Source organism: Mesorhizobium sp. B2-6-1 (assembly GCF_006440475.1).
GTDB lineage: Bacteria > Pseudomonadota > Alphaproteobacteria > Rhizobiales > Rhizobiaceae > Mesorhizobium.
In genome coordinates, this window is record NZ_VFUH01000001.1 from 461,438 (window position 1) to 479,961 (window position 18,524).

General features: G+C 64.2%; 16 protein-coding genes and 1 tRNA gene. 8 read left to right on the forward strand and 9 right to left on the reverse strand.

The features are described 5' to 3' along the window. The first annotated feature begins 2 nt into the window (after positions 1-2). The gene (locus FJ443_RS02380) at positions 3-632 is read left to right on the forward strand and encodes a TetR/AcrR family transcriptional regulator (protein ID WP_140524507.1); all 630 of its coding nucleotides are present in this window, start codon (positions 3-5) and stop codon (positions 630-632) included. Positions 633-651: 19 nt separating this feature from the next. On the opposite strand, the gene FJ443_RS02385 is transcribed toward FJ443_RS02380, so the two are convergent. After that, positions 652-1,074 (reverse strand): metallopeptidase family protein, encoded by a 423-nt coding sequence (locus FJ443_RS02385; protein WP_140491980.1) that lies wholly within the window; start codon positions 1,072-1,074, stop codon positions 652-654. 249 nt (positions 1,075-1,323) lie between these two features. Between FJ443_RS02385 and FJ443_RS31535 the strand changes: the two genes are divergently transcribed. The 3 genes from FJ443_RS31535 to FJ443_RS02400 are packed head-to-tail and all read left to right on the forward strand — an operon-like array spanning position 1,324 to position 7,149. Further along, positions 1,324-2,379 carry a hypothetical protein gene (locus tag FJ443_RS31535; protein ID WP_140514081.1) on the forward strand — a complete coding sequence of 352 codons (1,056 nt, stop codon included), beginning with the start codon at positions 1,324-1,326 and terminating at the stop codon, positions 2,377-2,379. Then, complete coding sequence (locus tag FJ443_RS02395) at positions 2,321-3,796, forward strand: DUF6504 family protein (RefSeq protein WP_140491985.1); 1,476 nt, start codon at positions 2,321-2,323, stop codon at positions 3,794-3,796. The genes FJ443_RS31535 and FJ443_RS02395 overlap by 59 nt, the downstream gene beginning before the upstream one ends. Further along, positions 3,793-7,149, forward strand: a complete 3,357-nt coding sequence (locus FJ443_RS02400) for an error-prone DNA polymerase (RefSeq protein ID WP_140662629.1) — start codon at positions 3,793-3,795, stop codon at positions 7,147-7,149. The genes FJ443_RS02395 and FJ443_RS02400 overlap by 4 nt, the downstream gene beginning before the upstream one ends. Positions 7,150-7,526: 377 nt before the next feature. Here the strand turns inward: FJ443_RS02400 and FJ443_RS02405 are convergent, their stop codons facing one another. From FJ443_RS02405 to FJ443_RS02420, 4 genes are all read right to left on the reverse strand, one after another. Next, entirely contained in the window at positions 7,527-7,775 is a 249-nt protein-coding gene (locus tag FJ443_RS02405) for a Trm112 family protein (protein WP_140514079.1), read from the reverse strand. A 19-nt stretch (positions 7,776-7,794) separates the two neighbouring features. After that, positions 7,795-8,466, reverse strand: coding sequence for an LON peptidase substrate-binding domain-containing protein (locus tag FJ443_RS02410; protein WP_140514078.1), 672 nt, complete (start codon positions 8,464-8,466; stop codon positions 7,795-7,797). 163 nt (positions 8,467-8,629) lie between these two features. Then, on the reverse strand, positions 8,630-9,622 hold the full coding sequence (gene trxA / locus FJ443_RS02415; RefSeq protein ID WP_140662631.1) for a thioredoxin: 993 nt from the start codon (positions 9,620-9,622) through the stop codon (positions 8,630-8,632). Between the two features lie 78 nt (positions 9,623-9,700). Further along, on the reverse strand, positions 9,701-10,198 hold the full coding sequence (locus FJ443_RS02420; protein ID WP_140639513.1) for a prolyl-tRNA synthetase associated domain-containing protein: 498 nt from the start codon (positions 10,196-10,198) through the stop codon (positions 9,701-9,703). A 216-nt stretch (positions 10,199-10,414) separates the two neighbouring features. Between FJ443_RS02420 and FJ443_RS02425 the strand changes: the two genes are divergently transcribed. Continuing rightward, a tRNA-Gly gene (locus FJ443_RS02425) sits at positions 10,415-10,489 on the forward strand. Positions 10,490-10,733: 244 nt separating this feature from the next. Here the strand turns inward: FJ443_RS02425 and pcaF are convergent. The 3 genes from pcaF to FJ443_RS02440 are packed head-to-tail and all read right to left on the reverse strand — an operon-like array spanning position 10,734 to position 13,333. Further along, positions 10,734-11,942 (reverse strand): 3-oxoadipyl-CoA thiolase, encoded by a 1,209-nt coding sequence (gene pcaF, locus FJ443_RS02430; RefSeq protein WP_140662633.1) that lies wholly within the window; start codon positions 11,940-11,942, stop codon positions 10,734-10,736. Beyond that, positions 11,943-12,614, reverse strand: coding sequence for a 3-oxoacid CoA-transferase subunit B (locus tag FJ443_RS02435; protein ID WP_140524514.1), 672 nt, complete (start codon positions 12,612-12,614; stop codon positions 11,943-11,945). Then, positions 12,611-13,333, reverse strand: a complete 723-nt coding sequence (locus FJ443_RS02440) for a 3-oxoacid CoA-transferase subunit A (RefSeq protein ID WP_140628309.1) — start codon at positions 13,331-13,333, stop codon at positions 12,611-12,613. The genes FJ443_RS02435 and FJ443_RS02440 overlap by 4 nt, the downstream gene beginning before the upstream one ends. Before the next feature lie 123 nt (positions 13,334-13,456). On the opposite strand from FJ443_RS02440, the gene FJ443_RS02445 reads away from it, so the two are divergent. Further along, a complete protein-coding gene (locus tag FJ443_RS02445; RefSeq protein WP_140662635.1) occupies positions 13,457-14,218 on the forward strand; it encodes an IclR family transcriptional regulator C-terminal domain-containing protein in 762 nt (253 codons plus the stop codon). 194 nt (positions 14,219-14,412) lie between these two features. Here FJ443_RS02445 and FJ443_RS02450 read toward each other — a convergent pair whose 3' ends face one another. Continuing rightward, on the reverse strand, positions 14,413-15,255 hold the full coding sequence (locus FJ443_RS02450) for an IclR family transcriptional regulator (RefSeq protein WP_140554757.1): 843 nt from the start codon (positions 15,253-15,255) through the stop codon (positions 14,413-14,415). A gap of 292 nt (positions 15,256-15,547) precedes the next feature. Between FJ443_RS02450 and FJ443_RS02455 the strand changes: the two genes are divergently transcribed. Beyond that, on the forward strand, positions 15,548-17,095 hold the full coding sequence (locus FJ443_RS02455; RefSeq protein WP_140492020.1) for an aldehyde dehydrogenase family protein: 1,548 nt from the start codon (positions 15,548-15,550) through the stop codon (positions 17,093-17,095). 86 nt (positions 17,096-17,181) lie between these two features. After that, positions 17,182-18,477 carry an aspartate aminotransferase family protein gene (locus tag FJ443_RS02460; protein ID WP_246675015.1) on the forward strand — a complete coding sequence of 432 codons (1,296 nt, stop codon included), beginning with the start codon at positions 17,182-17,184 and terminating at the stop codon, positions 18,475-18,477. Positions 18,478-18,524: the final 47 nt, after the last annotated feature.

Below are 18,524 nucleotides of genomic sequence, written 5' to 3' on the forward strand. Positions count from 1 at the left end.
AGATGGCAAAAGCCAAGGCGCCTCATCGCACTGGTTACCACCATGGCAATTTGCGGGAGGTCCTGATCGATGCCGCGGTTCAACTGGTCGAGGAAGGCGGCCCCGACAATGTGAGCGTGCGCGAAGCCGCAAAACGTGCCGGGGTTTCCCCCGGCGCGCCATTCCGTCACTTCAGCAACAAGACCGCGTTGATGACGGCTGTCGCGGAGCAGGCAATGAGCCGATTCCGCTCGGAGATCACGAATGCGGTCGAGAAGGTTGCGACGGACGATCCGATCGAACGCTTTGCCGCTGTTGGAATCGCCTATTTGCGCTGGGCAATTCGAAACCCCACCCACTTCCAGATCATCTCGACACGCAATCTTATTGATTGGGATGCTTCGGAGTCGCTGCGTCACGATAATGAAGCGGTGCGTTCGCTGATGGAAGCGTCAATGGCAGAAGCACAGCGGCGAAACATGCTCCGGTCGGACGACATGGCAGAGACCCAGATAGCCGCGAGGGCGCTCGTCTACGGGCTCGCACGCATGTACATTGATGGACATTTTGCGCAATGGGCAGTGGCAGGACATACCGGGGAGCAGACTGTGCAGAACGTATTAAAACATTTCATCACACTCATTGTGAAATGACGGCCTGACGTAGAACCGGTCACTCGGCTGCCTCTTCGATCTTCTCCATATCGTCGTCCGACAGGCCGAAATGGTGGCCGATCTCGTGGATCAGCACATGGGTGACGATGTCGCCCAAAGTCTCCTCGTTCTCGGCCCAGTAGTCGAGGATGGCGCGGCGATAGAGCGTGATGCGGTTCGGGCCTTCGCCGGTCTGCGGGTTCCAGCGCTCGGCAATGCCGCGTCCCTCGAATAGGCCGAGCAGGTCGAAGGGCGTTTCCAGCGACAGGTCGTCCATGATCTCGTCGGTCGGGAACTCGGCGATCTGGATGACGATCTCGCCGGTCAGCTTGCGAAAATCCTCGGGCAGATGGGCGTAGGCCTCCAGCGCCAGGAACTCGATCTCGTCCATCGACGGCGAAAGCTGGTCGTGCCAAATGCGGGTCTTGTAGATGCGGGCCATGCTTTGTCCTTTGATCCCGGCATATAGGCTTTTGGGCCACAATCGGCAAATGACGCGGCGGCCAACCCCAGGATTGCTTACGGCACCGGGAGCCGTTTCGCATGGCTTGAGGCGCGGCCGGCTGTCCGACCAATGTTGGCCCTCTTATCGGAGAGGAATAAATTCCCCATGAGTCTGCTTGACTCTTTGGGTCGCCTCTGGAATCTATAAGAACATAACAGGAACAATTGTGAGTGGACACTGACCGTCATGGCGATGAGCGCCGTGGCGCGGGAGACTGTTTTTGCCCTGCGCCGCCAGATCGCGAAGATCGAAGGAACGCTGCCCGAGCGCCTGCAGGCGCCGGCCGGCGCGGTTTCCGACGCCGGCATGGCCGCCGCGGACCGCACCGTGGTCCGGCGCGGCATCGCCGTGGCCAGGCCGGATGCTTTCCTGCGCACCGGCATCGGCCGGCTCGATGCCGCCCTCGGTGGCGATTGGGGCGGCGATTTGGGCGGCGGCCTGCCGAAAGCGGCCTTGAGCGAAATCCATGGCGTCGAGACCCGCGATGCCGGAGCGGTCGCCGGCTTCGCCCTGTCGCTCGCCAGCCTGATCCTCAAGCCCAGCCTGATCCTCAAGCAAGGGCCGCGATTGCCGGTGCTGTGGATCGGCACCCAGGAGGTTTTTCGCGAGGCGGGCTTTCCCTATGCCCGGGGCCTTCACGCCGCCTTCGGCATCGAGCCGGAGCAATTGCTGTTTTCCGAGGCGCCAAGGCTCGCCGATGCGCTGTGGGTCGCCGAGGAGGCGGCCCGCATGACGGCGCTCGCCGCCGTCATCCTTGAAGTCCGCGGCAATCCGCAGCGGCTGGACCTGACCGCGACGCGCCGGCTGCACGCCCGCGCGCAGAGCGCCGGCCGGCCGGTCTTCCTGCTGCGGCAGGCGGCCGAACCCGAACCGACGGCGGCGCCCGTCCGCCTCATCGTCTCGCCGGCGCCGGCAGGGCCGCGCGACACGGTCGCCGGGCCGCTTGCCGGCTCGATCGGCCGCCCCGCCTTCACCATCAGCATCGGCAAGAGCCGCACGGCCCTGCCAGGACAATTCATATTGGAGTGGAACCCCGATGAACGCATATTCGATGAAAGACGGATTGGGGAAGAACGAGCAAAGAATCCTGTCCCTGTGGTTTCCCTATCTCGCGGCCGAACGGATCCTGCGGCAGCGCCTGGGGCGGTCCTGGCGTTCCCGGCCATCGGATCACCGGCCGCTGGTGATCAGCCATCGCGACAGCAACGCGCAGCGCATCTTAGCCCTCGACGAGCGGGCTGAGGCGCTGCATCTGAAGCCCGGCATGGGCATCGCCGATGCGCGCGCCATGCATCCGTCGATCGACATAATGGAGGCCGATGCCGAAGCCGACCGGCGCCTGCTCGAAGGCCTTGCGGACTGGTGCGACCGCTATACCCCGCTGGTGGCGCTCGACGGGACCGACGGCCTGTTCCTCGACGTCACCGGCTGCACCCATCTTTTCGGCGGCGAACGCGCCATGCTGGACGAGATCCTGTCGCGCTTCTTCCATCAGGGCTTCGACGTCCGTGCCGGCCTTGCCGCGACACCCGGCGCCGCCTGGGCGGCGGCGCGGTTCTGCGGCGACCGCATCGTTGCCGGCGGCGAGGAGGAAGCGCTCCTGGCGCCCTTGCCGCTGGCGGCGCTACGCATCGCGCCGGAAACCCGCGCCAGCCTGGAAAGTGTTGGCCTGCGCACGGCGGGCGCGGTGATGGCCGCGCCGCGCGCGCCGCTCGCCCGCCGCTTCGGTGCCTCCCTGCTCTTGCGCCTCGACCAGGCGCTCGGCCGTCTCGACGAGGCGGTGTCGCCGCGCCTGCCCGTCGCGCCGCTTTCGGTCGAACGCCATTTGGCCGAGCCCGTCACGCTGACAGAGGACATAGAACGGCTGGTGGGCATGCTGGCGACGACCCTGAAGATCGACCTCGAGCGGCGCGGCGAAGGCGCGAGAAGCCTGGCGCTGCTCTTGTTCCGCGTCGACGGCGCCGTCAGCCGCATCGCGCTCGGCACGTCGCGACCGATGCGCGAACCCCGGCTGATCCAGAAATTGTTCCATGAGCGGCTGGCCGCCCTCGAGCAGCATATCGATGCCGGCTATGGCTTCGACCTGGTGCGGCTTTCGGTGCTGGCGGCGGCGGCCTTCGACATGCCGCAGGCCGACCTGACAGGCAAAACGACCGACGACGGCGCCGATATCGCGCTGTTCGCCGACCGCATCCGCGCCCGGCTCGGCGAGGGCGCGGTTCTCAAGCCGGTCGTCGTGGAAAGCCATCTGCCCGAGCGTGCCGTCGCCACCATCCCCTTCACGGAAACCCCGCGCCGCATCACGCCGCCGAAGAAACCGGACAGGATGCAGGCGCCGATGACCATCTTCCCGCCGGAGCGGCCGATCCGGCTTTTCCGCTCGCCCGAGCCGATTGAGGTGCCGGCCACCGAAATGCCCGAGGGACCGCCGCTGAATTTCCGCTGGCGGCGTGCGCTCTACAGGGTCGCCCGCGCCGAAGGCCCTGAACGCATCGCGCCGGAATGGTGGCGTGAATTTTCGAGCGACGAAGCGGCGTCGACACGCGACTATTTCCGCATCGAGGATGCCGACGGCCGCCGCTACTGGCTCTACCGGCAAGGTCTCTATGGCGGCTCTGAAATCCCGCCGCGCTGGTTCCTGCACGGGGTCTTCGCATGAACGCGCTGACCGCCATTCCCTATGCGGAATTCGGCATCCAGTCGAATTTCTCGTTCCTGCGCGGCGCCTCCAAGCCGGAGGAGCTGGTGGTCGCGGCCAAGCTCATGGGGTTCTCCGCGATCGGGCTCGCCGACCGCAACACGGTGGCGGGCGTGGTGCGCGCCTGGCAGCAGGCCAAGGTCGAGACGCTTGCCTACCACCCCGGCAGCCGGCTGGTTTTTTGCGACGGCACGCCTGATATTCTCGCCTATCCGCGGAACCGCAAGGGCTGGGGACATCTGTGCCGCATGCTCACGCAAGCCAATCTGCGCGAGGAGAACGAAAAGGGCGCGACCCTTCTGCGGCGCGACGACCTTCTCGAATGGGGCGAACTGATGTCGCTGGCGGTCCTGCCCGCTCTGGCGACAGGCGCGCAAGACAGCCTTGCCCTGCTTCGCCAGCTCAAGGACCATTTCGGCGGGGCCCTGCGGCTCGGTGTCTCGCCCGACTACGCGGGAAACGACCGCTTCAGGATCGAGCAGGCGGCGGCGATGGCGGATCTGGCCGGCCTGCCCTTGATGGCGACCAACGACGTCCTCTACCACACGGCCGAACGCCGCCCGCTGCAGGACGTGCTGACCGCGATCCGTCTCAACATTCCCGTTTCGGAGGTCGGGCTGGAACTCACGGCGAATGCCGAGCGCCATCTGAAACCGCCGCTGGAGATGGCGCGCCTGTTCCGCAGGCACCCGGAGGCACTGGCCGAAACGCTGCGCTTCGCGCAGGAGCTGACCTTCTCGCTCAGCGACCTTCAGTACAATTACCCCGACGAGCCGACGCAATCAGGGCTCGGCCCGCAGGCGGAGCTGGAAAGGTTGGCGCGGGAGGGGGCGGCCAGGCGCTATCCCTCGGGCGTGCCGCAATCGGTGACGAGGCGCATCGAGGAAGAGCTCGCCCTTATTGAGCGCCTGAACTATGCCCGTTATTTCCTGACCGTCCACGACATCGTCAAATTCGCCCGCAGCCAGGATATTCTCTGCCAGGGGCGCGGTTCGGCCGCCAATTCGGTCGTCTGCTTCTGCCTCGGCATCACCGAGGTCGGGCCGGAGCGAATCGACACGCTGTTCGAACGCTTCATTTCCGAGGAGAGGAACGAACCGCCCGACATCGACGTCGATTTCGAGCATGAGAAGCGCGAGACGGTCATCCAATATATCTACGAGAAATACAGTTCCAAGCGCACCGCGCTGGCCGCCGCCGTCATCAGCTATCGCGGCCGCTCGGCGCTGCGCGAAGTGTCGAAGGCGATGGGCCTGTCCGAGGATGTCAGGGCATCGCTCTCCGGCTCGATCTGGGGCTGGTCGACCTCCGAGCTCGGCGAGAAGGAAGCCCGGGCCGGCGGCCTCGATCGCGCCGACCCCATATCGCGGCACGTGATGGAGCGTGCCAACGAGATCATGGGCTTTCCCCGTCACCTCTCCCAGCATGTCGGCGGCTTCGTCATCACCAGGGACCGGCTCGACGAGATCGTGCCCATCGTCAAGACGGCGATGGAGGAACGCAAGATGGTCGAATGGGACAAGGACGATCTCGACGCGGTCAAGATCCTCAAGGTCGACGTGCTGGCGCTCGGCATGCTGACTTGTCTCAAACGCGCCTTCACTCTGCTGACGGACCATTATCCGCAGGCGCGAGACCCTTACGGGCAGCCCTATGTCCTTGCCACCCTGCCGGAAGAGGCGAAGCCGGTCTATAAGATGATCGGTCGCGCCGACACGATCGGCGTCTTCCAGATCGAATCGCGCGCGCAGATGTCGATGCTGCCGCGTCTCAAGCCAAAAGAATTCTATGACCTTGTCATCGAGGTGGCGATCGTGCGGCCCGGCCCGATCCAGGGCGACATGGTCCACCCCTATCTGCGCCGCCGGCAAGGCAAGGAGCAGCCCGAGTATCAGAAACCGGAGCTGGAGGCGATCCTCCACAAGACGCTGGGCGTTCCTCTGTTCCAGGAACAGGCGATGAACATCGCCATCGTGGCCGGTGGCTTCAAGCCTGGCGAGGCCGACGAGTTGCGCCGCGCCATGGCCACCTTCAAGCGCACCGGCACGATCGGCAATTACCGCCGGCGCATGATCGACGGCATGGTCGGCAAGGGCTACACCCGGGATTTCGCCGAACGCTGTTTCAAGCAGATCGAGGGTTTTGGCGAATACGGCTTTCCCGAAAGCCATGCCGCCTCCTTCGCGCTGCTGGTCTATGCCTCCTGCTGGTTCAAGACCTTCTATCCCGACGTGTTCTGCGCCGCGATCCTGAATTCACAGCCCATGGGGTTTTACCAGCCGGCCCAGCTTGTTCGTGATGCACGCGATCATGGCGTCGACATCCGCGAGGTCGACGTCAATTTCTCCGTCTGGGACTGCACGCTGGAACAGGCGACTTTCGACCCGGCCCGCATCCTGCCGCGCCATGCCGACATGCGCGGCGTCATCGCGACGCAGCACGCGGTGCGGCTCGGCTTCAGGCAGATCAAGGGACTTTCCAAGGAGCGCATGGACGCCTTCGTCGAGCGGCGCGGTTCAGGCTACGCATCCGTGCGGGATGTCTGGCTGCGCTCCGGCCTCGATGTCGCCGAGATCGAAAGACTGGCGCAGGCCGATGCCTTCCGCTCGCTCGGCCTCGACCGCCGCGCCGCACTTTGGGCGGTGCGCGCCCTCGACGGCAAGAATGCCGCCGAAAAGCTGCCGCTTTTCGATCAGCCGGCGCTGCGGCTACGCGAGCTGGAGCCGGAGACGAAGCTGCCGAAAATGCCGCTCGGCGAGCATGTCATCCACGATTACCGCTCGCTCGGCCTGTCCTTGAAGGCGCACCCGGTCGCCTTCCTGCGCGAGCGGCTCGACCGGGCCGGCGTCACGCCCAATGCCAGGCTGTGCTCGGTGCGGGACGGACGGCGCGTCTCGGTCGCCGGGCTCGTTCTGGTGCGGCAGCGCCCCGGCAAGGGCAATGCGGTCTTCCTGACGCTGGAGGATGACGAAGCCGTCGCCAACGTCATTTTCTGGCAGCGGACCTTCGACCGCTTCCGTCCCATCGTCATGGGCGCGCGCTTCGTCAAGGTCACCGGCAAATTGCAGTCGGAATCGGATGTCGTCCACATCGTCGCCGAGAAGATCGAGGATCTGACGCCTTGGCTGACGGTGCTGCTGGAGAAGGTCGACCAGGCCAGTTTGCCGGGCGCCGGTTCTCAGGGGCACGCCTCGAGGGAGGATCCGGATCGTCCCGGCCGGCCCGCGATGCGGAACCCACCGGCCGGGCAGGATTTGGCAACACTGTCGGAAGAAGCGGAAAGCGTCATGCCCAGGGGCCGCAATTTTCAGTAGGCACATCAGTGCCTTCGTCATCCACGGGCGGAGCAAGGAGCGAAGCGACGCGGCGCGAGGATTCATGCCGCGACGTCTCCGCACCGCAGCGGTGCGAAACTTGACGCTGGCGGGCGAGCCCCCCTCTGGCCTGCCGGACCCGGCCCTTCGCTGTCGCTTCGGGCGCTCCTCGTTCGCAAAGCCAAGCAATTGGCTTTGCGTCCACTTCATGGACCACTCCTCGCCCCCACAAGTGGGGAGATTGGCAGTTTCAACGCTCCGCCCATTCCTGCAACAATGGAGATTGGCGAAGGCGGAGATGACATTCGATCTCCCCCCTTGAGGGGGAGATGCCCGGCAGGGCAGAGGGGGCGCCGTAGAACGCCGCCCGATAACTTTCACGTCGAGCCGGCCGGTCCGCCCAGCCGCGGCGGCAGCACGTCTTCCGCCGAGATGCTCCGTGCCTCCGAAGGCAGCATGATCGGGATGCCGTCGCGCACGGGATAGGCGAGCTTGGCGACCCGCGAGATCAGTTCGCCGCGCTCGGGATCCCAGGCCAGCGGTCCCTTGGTCAGCGGGCAAGCCAGCAGCTCCAGCATCCTGGGGTCGACATTCGCTCTCTTTCCGTCACGCCCATCCGCCGCCATCGTGCCCTCTCTCAACATCCTACTGCAGGCTCGAGCCAAAATCCTCGTTCTCGCGCGCCAGCGCCATTTCGGTGATGGCGATCAGCGTTTCGGCGCGGGTCTTGAGATCGGCCGCTTCGAGCAGCGCCTGCTTCTCGGCCGGTCCATAGGGCGCCATCATCGACAGCGCGTTGACCAGCATGGCGTTTTCGGCCCGGCTGACGCTTTCCCAGTCGGCCTCCAGGTCGTTGGCCTGAAGATAGGAGCGGAACGCCCGCAGCAGCGCCGGCCGGTCGACCTCGGCGGCCGCCTGGTCGTCGTCGAGATCGGCGAGAAAGGGGGCGATCTTGCCTTGGCGGAACGGCGTCTTGACCGTCAGCTCATGGGTGACACGGAACCGGCACACACCCTGCAGCGAAATCAGGTAGCGGCCGTCGCCGGTCTCGGAAAGCGCTATGATGCGGCCGGCGCAGCCGACATTGCAGAGTTCCGGCTCGCCATCGTCGCGCAAGGCGCCGTCGAGGCTGGGCTGGATGACGCCGATCAGCCGTGAGCCGGCGATCGCCTCGTCGACCATCTGCAGGTAGCGCGGCTCGAAGATGTTGAGCGGCATGCGGCCGCCCGGCAGCAGAAGCGCGCCCTCGAGCGGAAAGACCGGGATGGTCGACGGCAGATCCCTGGCGAGCCGGTAGTGAGCGTTTCCCGCTTGCACCTCGTTCCTCCGATCGCTTCGCCTGGGAAGCGCCTCCATGCCGCGATCCGCCTGTCGCTGCCCGGGGTTGTTGGCTTCCCGAGGGAAAGGCGGGCCGGATTCGTCCTATCTGGCGCGGCCGGCGCCGGGTGCAAGCCCCGCGCGACCATTCGGCCGCGCCGGCTCAGGAAAACAGCAGCGACGACAATTTGCGCCGCGCGGCAAGCGTCGCCTCGTCGGTCATGCCCCAGGCCTCGAAGAAGCGCAGCAATTGCGCCTTGGCGCCGTCCTCGTTCCAGCCGCGGTCAGCCTTGATGATGGCCAGGAGATTGTCGGCGGCCGCATCGCGCTCGCCCCTGGCGTTCTGGACCATGGCCAGATCGAAGCGGGCCTGATGGTCGCCGGGATTCTCAGCCAGCCGGCGCTCGAACTCCGCCGGGTTGCCGAGTTCGGACGCTTGCGCGGCCAAGGTCATCCTGGCGCGCAGCGCGGTCAGCGGCGGCGCATCGGCCTTGGCCTGCGGCGCCCGCGCCAGCATCGCCTCGGCGCCTTCGGTATCACCGGCCTCGAACAGCAATTCGCCTAGCCCCGCTATCGCCTCGATCGTCTCCGGCGCCTGCTCGAGCACGGCGTCATAGATGTCGGCCGCCGTCTGCACGTCGCCGGCAGCGCGCGCCTCGGCCGCCGCCGCCAGCACCTCGGTTACATCAGCCGCACCATTGCCCTTGCCGCCGACCTTGTCGATGAACTGGGTGATCTGGCTCTCGGGGATGGCGCCCATGAAGCCGTCGACCGGCTGGCCGTCCTTGAAGGCGATGACCGCGGGAATGGACTGGATGCCGAGCTGGCCGGCGATCGAGGGATGGTCGTCGATGTTCATCTTGACCAGCTTGACCTTGCCGCCGGCGGCACGGACCGCCTTTTCCAGTTGCGGCGTCAGCTGCTTGCACGGCCCGCACCACGGCGCCCAGAAATCCACCAGCACCGGCTGGCGGCGCGATTCCTGGATGACATCGGCGGCAAAGGCCGCGGTGGTCGTATCCTTGATGACGTCGCCGGCGGGGGCGGCGCCGGCCGCAGGTTTCTGCGGTTCCGCGCCGCCGCCATACTGCACCGTCGTGGCATACTGGCCGCCGCTATTGCCAAAGGAGCCGCCAAACGGATTGTTGTCACTCATGTCGTCGCCCTTTCGGTGGCGCCAGCGGATCGGCGCACTGTCCTTGGTTGGAAACCGGTTTCGCCATCCATGTGGCGATCATGCCGAGACTTTCAAGATAGCAGCATCGTGCCCGGTTGCCTCGACGAATCTGACGAGGTCGCCCGATGCGATCGACGTCGTCGCCTCATTGGTCAGCGGATGCGCGTTGATCACCGCATGCCGCATCAGCGCCTCGTCGAGCACGACCTTGACCCTGTGCTGCGTGTCGTTGATCAGGCCAAACACCGTGACTGCGCCCGGCGCGACCCCCAGAAGCTCCATCAGCATCTCCGGCTTGCCGAAGGAAACGCGGCCGGCGGCGCCGATCACATGATGGATCTGCTTCAGGTCGACGACAGCGTCCTCGCCGACCGTGACCAGGAAGAAGGCGTCCTTCTTGTCCTTCAGGAACAGGTTCTTGGTGTGGCCGCCGGCGATTTCGCCGCGCAGCGCCTGCGAATCGGCGACCGTATAGAGCGGCGGATGGCGTTTCGTCGAAACGGCGATGCCGAGTTCGGCAAGAAAGGCAAAGAGCTCGGCTTCGGTCCTGGGCATGGGGTTCTCGTCTTCGGCTGGTTTCCAGCCATGCCGTTTACGGCCAATGACATGGTCGAGACAAGACCGCCGCGCGACGCGGCGCCGAATCCTTCCGCCTCCCGCCGGCGGCCCGCCGGCCTCGTCCGGCGCATTGAAAAAAGCCTGCGATTTCCCTGTTGCAATCGCCGCGCTCTTCAGCCATATAGGCCCGGCTTGCGGCCCAAAGCCGCGCGAGCGGGTGTAGCTCAGGGGTAGAGCACAACCTTGCCAAGGTTGGGGTCGAGCGTTCGAATCGCTTCACCCGCTCCAGTTTCCTCCTTGGGGAATCAAGCAATTAGAAGAAAGCGCCGCCCAGTGCGGCGCTTCTTTTTTGCCCGTAGGTCATTGATATCTCCCATGACTTGGCGAGCCAGGGCACGATCTTTGTCGGCTCGCCATAGCTCTGGTCTGTTAGCGAATCGACAAGCTGACAAACGTCAACCGATCCATACCCGTGGCTGCTTTGCTGCGGATCGATGCAATCCGCCTGACTCGGACTGTCGCACCATCTCCGCTACGCACTGCCCAGAGCGATCGCGATACCCTGTCCGACACCGATGCACATCGTGGCCAGGGCCAGTCGTGCTTTTCGGGACCGCAACTCGAGCGCGGCAGTGCCGGTGATGCGAATGCCCGACATCCCAAGCGGGTGCCCGAGCGCGATCGCTCCGCCGTTCGGGTTCACATGCTCCGCGTCCTCGGGGATCCCGAGTTCGCGGAGCACGGCGATGCTTTGGGAGGCAAATGCTTCATTCAGCTCGATGATATCGAAGTCCGAAGGCGCGATGCCGAGGCGCGCGCAAAGCTTGCGTGTCGCCGGAGCCGGGCCGATCCCCATGATCCGTGGGGCAACCCCGGCCGTCGCGACGCCCAGAATCCGGGCGATCGGTGTGAGCCCGAATGCCTTGACGGAGGCTTCGGACGCGATGATCAGCGCTGCCGCTCCGTCGTTCACGCCAGAAGCGTTGCCCGCTGTGACGGTGCCACCTTCCTTTTTGAACGGCGCTGGAAGCTTGGCGAGCGACTCGGTTGTCGTTCCGGTGCGTGGATGTTCGTCGCGATCGACCACGATAGCATCGCCTTTGCGCTGGGGTACGGTCACCGGAGTGATCTCCAGCGCCAGCCGGCCATTTTCCTGAGCGGCGGCGGTCCTGGCCTGGCTGCGTGCGGCGAAGCTATCCTGATCGGCGCGGCTGACCTTGAAGGCTTCCGCAATGTTTTCGCCCGTCTCCGGCATCGAATCGACGCCATACTGCTTCTTCATCAATGGATTGACGAAGCGCCAACCGATCGTGGTGTCGTAAATCTCGGCATTGCGCGAAAACGCCTCGCCCGCCTTCGGAAGCACGAACGGCGCGCGGCTCATGGATTCGACGCCACCGGCGATGATCAGGTCGGCTTCGCCGGCCTTGATGGCCCGTGCAGCGATGCCCACGGCGTCCATTCCAGAACCGCACAGGCGGTTGACCGTGCTGCCGGGGACTTCGATCGGCAGTCCCGCCAACAGCGATGACATGCGCGCGACATTGCGGTTGTCCTCGCCTGCCTGGTTGGCGCAGCCAAAGATGACCTCATCCACCGCGGACCAGTCCAGGCCTGGATTGCGGTGCCGCAGCGCTCGCAGCGGCACCGCGCCGAGATCGTCGGTCCGGACCGAGGACAGCGAACCGCCAACCCTGCCGATCGGGGTGCGGATGTAGTCGCAGATGAAGGCCTCGGTCATTCAGAGCTCCGGTGCCGTCAAGGATTTGATTTCGCCATCGACCTTAAGCTCTGCGCCGGTCAGCGCCTTCAATTCATCGAAGCTCATCGCAAGCAGCTTCTCGCGCAGCACGAAACGACAATCGATGATGTCTATGACCGCAAGGCTCGTGTAGACCCTCGTCACGCAGCGCACGCCGGTCAGGGGAAGGCTGCAGGCTTTCACCAGTTTCGGACGACCGTCCTTGGTGACGTGATCGGTGATGACGGCCACGCGTTTTGCTCCGTGCACCAGATCCATCGCACCACCGACCGCTGGTATGCCCTTGGGTCCTGTGCTCCAGTTCGCAAGGTCACCGGTCTCGGCCACCTCGTAGGCGCCGAGAATGGCAACGTCGAGATGTTCGCCACGCACCATCGCGAAGCTGTCGGCATGGTGGAAGAACGAAGCGCCCGGATTGAGCGTGACCGCCTTCTTGCCCGCATTGATCAGATCCCAGTCCTCGTCGCCTGCCGCCGGGGCTTCGCCAAAATTGAGGATGCCGTTTTCGGTGTGGAAGATCGCCCGGCGCCCAGGCGGCTGAAAGCTCGCCACCATCTCGGGAAAGCCTATGCCGAGGTTCACATAAGCGCCGTCCTCAATGTCCTGCGCGGCGCGCCATGCAATCTGCGCGTTGGTCAGCTTGACTGTCATGCGTATGCGACCCCTTGGCGGATAAGCGTCTCTTCCTGCATCGGGTTCGAGACCTCGATCACCTGGTCCACGAAGATCCCGGGCGTCACGACCAGCTCAGGATCAATCGCACCGGGCTGGACGATCCGGCGCGCCTGAACGACGGTCGTGCGTGCGGCCATCGCCATCAGCGGCGAGAAGTTGCGTGCCGCCTTCCTGTAGGTGAGGTTACCATGAGGGTCGGCAAGTTCCGCCTTGATGAGGGCCACATCCGCCTTCAGCCAACGTTCCTGCACGTAGTGGCGCCCGTCGAACTCGGCCACAGGCTTGCCGGCCGCGAGATCGGTCCCGTAGCTCGTCGGCGTGTAGAAAGCCGGAATACCCGCGCCACCGGCGCGGATTCGTTCGGCCAAGGTCCCCTGTGGAACCAGTTCGAGCGCGATTTTCCCGGCAAGGTACCGCTCGGTGAATGCCCGCGGATCGGACGAGCGCGGGAACGAGCAGATCATCTTGGCAACCATGCCATTGTCGATCATGGCGGCGATGCCGATCCGACCGTTCCCTGCATTGTTGTTGACGATCGTAAGGTTTTTCGGGGCGCCGGTAGCGCGAAAACGGTCAATCAGGGCGTGGATCAGCTCTATCGGAGCACCTGCGCCGCCGAAGCCGCCGATCATGACGGTCATGCCGTCTTCGACGATTGCCACTGCTTCCGCGAGGCTCGCGATTGTCTTGTCCACGTAACCAGCCTTTCCCGGCACCAAGATCGATTTCGCCGCCACACGTATCGGCAGACGAGATCTTTCGGCAAGCCGGCTTGTGCGATATCATTCGTTTGTTGACATATCGCACAAGGTGAATGGATGCCCATTTCCGAACGGGACACGATGGGTGGCTTGGCCAAGGGATTGTCTGTCATAGAGACGTTCACGGTGGAACGGCCACGGCAGTCGATCACGGACGTCGCGACTGCATCCGGTCTCGACAGGGCGACAGCCAGACGCTGTCTCCTTACGCTTTCCCATCTCGGCTACGCAGACTACGACGGAAAGTTCTTCACGCTCACGCCGCGCGTGTTGAGGCTCGGGACAGCCTGTCTGGCAACCATGCCGCTGCCGCATCTGGTGCAGCCTTTGCTGGATGGCCTTTCGGAGCGGCTCGGCGAAAGCTCGTCCGTCTCGATTCTAGACGGCACCGACGTCGTCTATGTCGCGCGCGCGGCGCAGCGAAAGGTGATGTCGATCGCGCTGATGCCCGGCTCGCGGCTTCCGGCATACTGCACTTCCATGGGGCGCGTGCTCCTGGCAGCCATGCCTCCGGAACGCGCTGCACATCTTCTATCTTCCCATGCCCTGCCGGCGCGGACTGCTCATACCTTGACCGACCCCGACACCATCCTTGCGGAGTTAGGGCGGGTGCGGACGCAAGGGTTCGCGTTGATCGATCAGGAGGTCGAGCTCGGATTGCGCTCGATCGCCGTGCCGTTGATGACCGTGCGCGGGACGGTGATCGCAGCCGTGAACGTCGGCGTTGCGGCGACACATGTGAGTGTCAGCAATCTCGTTGCGCTCTACTTGGAGCCGTTGCGTGCACTTCAAGCTGAGCTGCGGGCAGTGCTGCGTTAGGGCGCTGCCATGGAGGGAATTAGCGTCCAAGTCGCTTGAGATAGGAGAGCATGTTCCCACCCATGATCTTGTCGACGGAAGATCAAGGTCGCGGATCGGAGGGGTGGCCGGACATTCGCCGCCGTCGAGACGGAGATCGCGAAACTACATTCTCGGTCAAAGCGCGACGTTTCTTCGCGCAAGTGACCGGCCTCTCACGCACCGCCCTGTCGCTGATCCGCTGCGGCATTCTTTGCGGCCATAGCCGATCCGTTGTAGGCGTGCATCTGCGCCAGCTTCGCCATGCGCTGGGCGGCCTCCGCGAGCGCCGCGCAATGCTGCTTGAAGTTTTGCTCTATGATCTGACCGTAGGGCCCCGTAAGTCCCACCGCGTATATCACCTCACCGCTCGTCGGCCTTATCGGAAATGCGATCGAGCCAAGGCCCGGAACATGCTCGGCCAGGTCCATGGCGTAACCCTGCTCCCGAACCTCGGCCAATTCCCTGGTCAACTCCGCGATCTTCGTTTTCGTCCGATCGGTATAGCTGCGCAGCTCCGTCGCCAGGATCCTCTTCACGGTCTCCTGCGGATGAAACGCAAGGATCGCCTTGGCCGAAGCGGTCGCATTTACAGGCATGGCCATGCCCGGCATGACATAGGTCCGGACCGGAGTGTCGGGCGCGACGCAGGTGACCGAGCGCACTTCGGTACCGTCGAACTTCGACAGGAACGCCGACTGGCCGGTGCGGTCGGCCAAATCCTGAAGCGGTCGCTGCGCGAGCGTCGTCAGCCAGCCGCTGTCCGGAGACATCTGTAGCAGCTGCAACAGGCGATCGCCGAGACGGTATGTCCGATTGCGAACGCTCTCGGCGGTGATCATCCCGCTTTCGATCAAGGCATGCAGCAGCCTGTTGATCGTGGTTTTGGGCAATCCAAGCGTCGTTTCGAGTTCGATCGCCGTCAGGCCGTGCTCGAACGGCGCGACCGTCTCCATGATCGAGATGTAGCGCTCGAGGGGGCTGTCCTTGGCGCTCGGCTTCTTCGACTTCGTATTCAAGGGCACCTACGCCGATCTGACAATTGCAACTGCAAGAAGGTTATCGTTCAAAACAGACATGAGGGGCAAGGTCGGTCCCTTGTTATTCCGCCGCGCCTTGAGCCCGGGGTCTCCGTAGAATAGCCGAACGGCCGCACGCCCTCGATCAATCGGGCTCCGTTAGTACCCGAATCCGGAAATGTCCTCGCAAATTCCGAAATTCGGTATTATCCCCATTTTATGGTCCCCTCGATTGACTCGCAAGCCAAATCCTGATTATCGGACTAAATACCGATTTTCGGAGGAACTTGAAATGGCTGAACTCCCGCGTGTGACCTACTCGAACATCGGAGTGGATTTTTCCCCGGTTCACGCTCACCTCGACGCAATGATCCCGGATTTCGAGAAGAACACACTGGGTCGCGAGTGGTCGACGCCGTTTGCGACTGGCGCTCGGAAAGAGATCCTGAGCCCGATCGACAAGAAGATCTCTCTCGGCAAGTTCCCGGCTTCAACCCCGTCAGACGTCAAGTCGGCGATCCAGGCTGCCCGAGCCGGCGCGAAGGCCTGGAACCGTTCGACGCTGGACGATCGCCTTGCATTCGGCGCCCGCTGGCGAGAGGCGCTGGCGGAGCGGAAGTATGACCTTGGTTTGGCGGCGCTATACGAGATCGGAAAGTCCCGCCTCGAGGCAGTCGGCGAAGCCGAGGAATGCCTCGACATGGTCGAGTACTACGCATCGGAGATGAAGGCGAACAACGGGTTCGTCCGGCCGATGAACATGTTGGTCGAAAACGAGACCGCTACCAGCGTCATGAAGCCCTATGGCGTCTTCGCGGTCATCGCTCCTTTCAACTTTCCGCTCGCCTTGTCGATCGGCATGGTCTCGGGTGCGCTGTTGACAGGCAATGCGGTGGTCTACAAGCCGTCGCCGGGTTGCGCGCTGACCGGACTGCTGATTGCCGAAACGCTTCGCAAGGCGGGATTGCCCGAAGGTGTTTTCAACATCGTGCTTGGCGATGGAGAGGTGGGGCGCCTTCTTGCCACCGACAACGGCATCGACGGCGTTGCATTCACGGGCTCCCATAAGACCGGCATGAGCATCTTCCGTCACATGGCAACGCTGCCCCACATGAAGCCCGTCATCGCCGAAATGGGTGGCAAGAACCCTGCCTACGTGACCAGCAAGGCCGATCTCGACCGTGCGGCGCAGGGAGTGGCGCGCTCCGCTTTCGGCCTGCAAGGGCAGAAGTGCTCCGCATGCTCGGTCGTGTATGTCGACGAGAAGGTCAAGGCGGAATTCATCGAGAAGCTGGTAGCATTCGCCGCAAAGCTGGTGGTCGGAGATCCTCGCAAGGCCGAGACCTTTATGGGCCCTGTCTATGGCGACGCCACAGTCGCCCTTTTCCAGGCCGCACTGTCGGAAGTCGAGGGCAAAGGCAAGGTGCATTTTGGGGGCGCCGCCCTGGGCCAGGGCTTTGCGGACAACTACGTCCTGCCGACGGTCGTCGAACTTGATGGTCCGGGCCGGCTGACCCGCGACGAACTCTTCATGCCTTTCGTGGTCGTCCGCGGTTTCGATAGTCTCGATGCCGCGATCGAAGAGGGCAACGACATCGCCTACGGACTATCCGCCGGCATCTTTACCAACGACCAGGAAGAGTTGCGTCACTTCCTCGACACCGCCGAAGCAGGGGTTCTCTACGCCAACCGTGCGAGCGGCGCGACGACGGGTGCATGGCCAGGCGCGCAGCCATTCTGCGGCTGGAAGGGCACCGGGGTCAGCGGCAAGGGCGGTCTCGGCTCGTGGTTCCTGCCACAGTACCTGCGCGAGCAGAGCCACACGATCATGACCAGGTGATCGAAAGAGGTCGCGCTCTTCGCCGCGGCCATCCAAGGCTGTCTCCTTCATCGGTTTACAAGATTATGCGCCACTATCCAGATTCAATGTCGAAATCCCGCGAGATGTTCGAACGGGCCCGCAAGGTCATGCCGGGAGGGAACACCCGGACAACGGTCTTCATCGACCCGTTTCCGATCTATGCCCAGCGCGGCGAGGGCTGCCGCGTCTGGGACGTCGATGGAAACGTCTACTACGACTGCATCAACAATTTCACGGCCATGATCCATGGCTACGGCCATCCCGCCGTCACGGCGGCGGTGGTGGACCAGATGCCCCGGGGATCGGCTTTCGGAGCGCCCACCGAGAGCGAACTTGATCTTGCTGAACTGTTGGTGGAGCGCCTCCCGTCGGTCGAGCAGGTTCGCTTCGCCAACTCCGGCACGGAAGGCGTCATGATGGCGATCAAGGCGGCTCGGGCGTTCACCGAACGGCCGAAGATCGTCAAGATCGAAGGTGCCTACCATGGCTCCTACGACTTCGCGGAAGTCAGCCTGGACAGCTCGCCCGCCAACTGGGGCGACATGCCTGCCTCGACGGCATACGCGAAAGGCACGCCGAAGGGAGTTCTCGACGACGTCATCGCGGTGCCGTTCAACGATACGGAGGCGCTGCGTGCCGTCTTCGACGCGCATGGAGACTCGATAGCGGGTGTTCTGATCGACCCGATGCCGAACCGCGCCGGACTTATTCCCGCGCGGAAGGATTATCTCGACGCGATGGTCGAGATCGCTCATGCCGCCGGCTCGCTGGTGATCTTCGACGAGGTGATCTCGCTCCGCCTTGGCTATTCGGGGGCGCAGGGCCTGTGGAGCATCACGCCCGATCTGACGGCTCTCGGCAAGATCATCGGCGGAGGGTTCCCGGTCGGCGCCGTCGGCGGCCGCGCCGACGTGATGGCGGTGTTCGATCCAACGCGAGGCAAGCCTGCATTGCCGCATGGCGGCACCTTCACCGCGAACCCGGTGACGATGCGAGCCGGTCTGGCGGCGATGCGCGCGTTGACCCCGGCCAGCTTCGCGCATCTGGACGCTATCGGCAGCCTGCTTCGCGACGGCATCACGGCCTCGCTTGCCCGCCATGGCCTCAACGGGCAGTGCGTCGGTCTCGGCTCGCTCTTCAAAGTCCATTTCACGGCGTTGCCGATCACGGACTATCGGTCGGTCTATCCGGGTGCGTCCGAACGCGCGAAGCTCGACCTGTTCCACAAGGGTCTGCTCGACCGCGGCGTGCTTTCGGCGAGTTACGGACTCTTCGCGCTTTCCACCTCGATGACCGAGGAAGACGCACGCGAGATCCTTTCCGCAATCGACGGCGCCCTCGCAGCAATCGCAAAGCAATGACGTAGCGCGTCCGGCGCCGGATCCATCCGGCACGGGACGACGCAGCA

Excerpts from the sequence above, each read along its gene's own strand:
- FJ443_RS02380 (WP_140524507.1), top strand. The coding sequence starts at position 3 with ATGGCAAAAGCCAAGGCGCCTCATCGCACTGGTTACCACCATGGCAAT.
- FJ443_RS02385 (WP_140491980.1), bottom strand. The coding sequence starts at position 1,074 with ATGGCCCGCATCTACAAGACCCGCATTTGGCACGACCAGCTTTCGCCG.
- FJ443_RS31535 (WP_140514081.1), top strand. The coding sequence starts at position 1,324 with ATGGCGATGAGCGCCGTGGCGCGGGAGACTGTTTTTGCCCTGCGCCGC.
- FJ443_RS02400 (WP_140662629.1), top strand. The coding sequence starts at position 3,793 with ATGAACGCGCTGACCGCCATTCCCTATGCGGAATTCGGCATCCAGTCG.
- FJ443_RS02405 (WP_140514079.1), bottom strand. The coding sequence starts at position 7,775 with ATGGCGGCGGATGGGCGTGACGGAAAGAGAGCGAATGTCGACCCCAGG.
- trxA (WP_140662631.1), bottom strand. The coding sequence starts at position 9,622 with ATGAGTGACAACAATCCGTTTGGCGGCTCCTTTGGCAATAGCGGCGGC.
- FJ443_RS02420 (WP_140639513.1), bottom strand. The coding sequence starts at position 10,198 with ATGCCCAGGACCGAAGCCGAGCTCTTTGCCTTTCTTGCCGAACTCGGC.
- pcaF (WP_140662633.1), bottom strand. The coding sequence starts at position 11,942 with ATGACCGAGGCCTTCATCTGCGACTACATCCGCACCCCGATCGGCAGG.
- FJ443_RS02435 (WP_140524514.1), bottom strand. The coding sequence starts at position 12,614 with ATGACAGTCAAGCTGACCAACGCGCAGATTGCATGGCGCGCCGCGCAG.
- FJ443_RS02445 (WP_140662635.1), top strand. The coding sequence starts at position 13,457 with ATGCCCATTTCCGAACGGGACACGATGGGTGGCTTGGCCAAGGGATTG.
- FJ443_RS02455 (WP_140492020.1), top strand. The coding sequence starts at position 15,548 with ATGGCTGAACTCCCGCGTGTGACCTACTCGAACATCGGAGTGGATTTT.
- FJ443_RS02460 (WP_246675015.1), top strand. The coding sequence starts at position 17,182 with ATGTCGAAATCCCGCGAGATGTTCGAACGGGCCCGCAAGGTCATGCCG.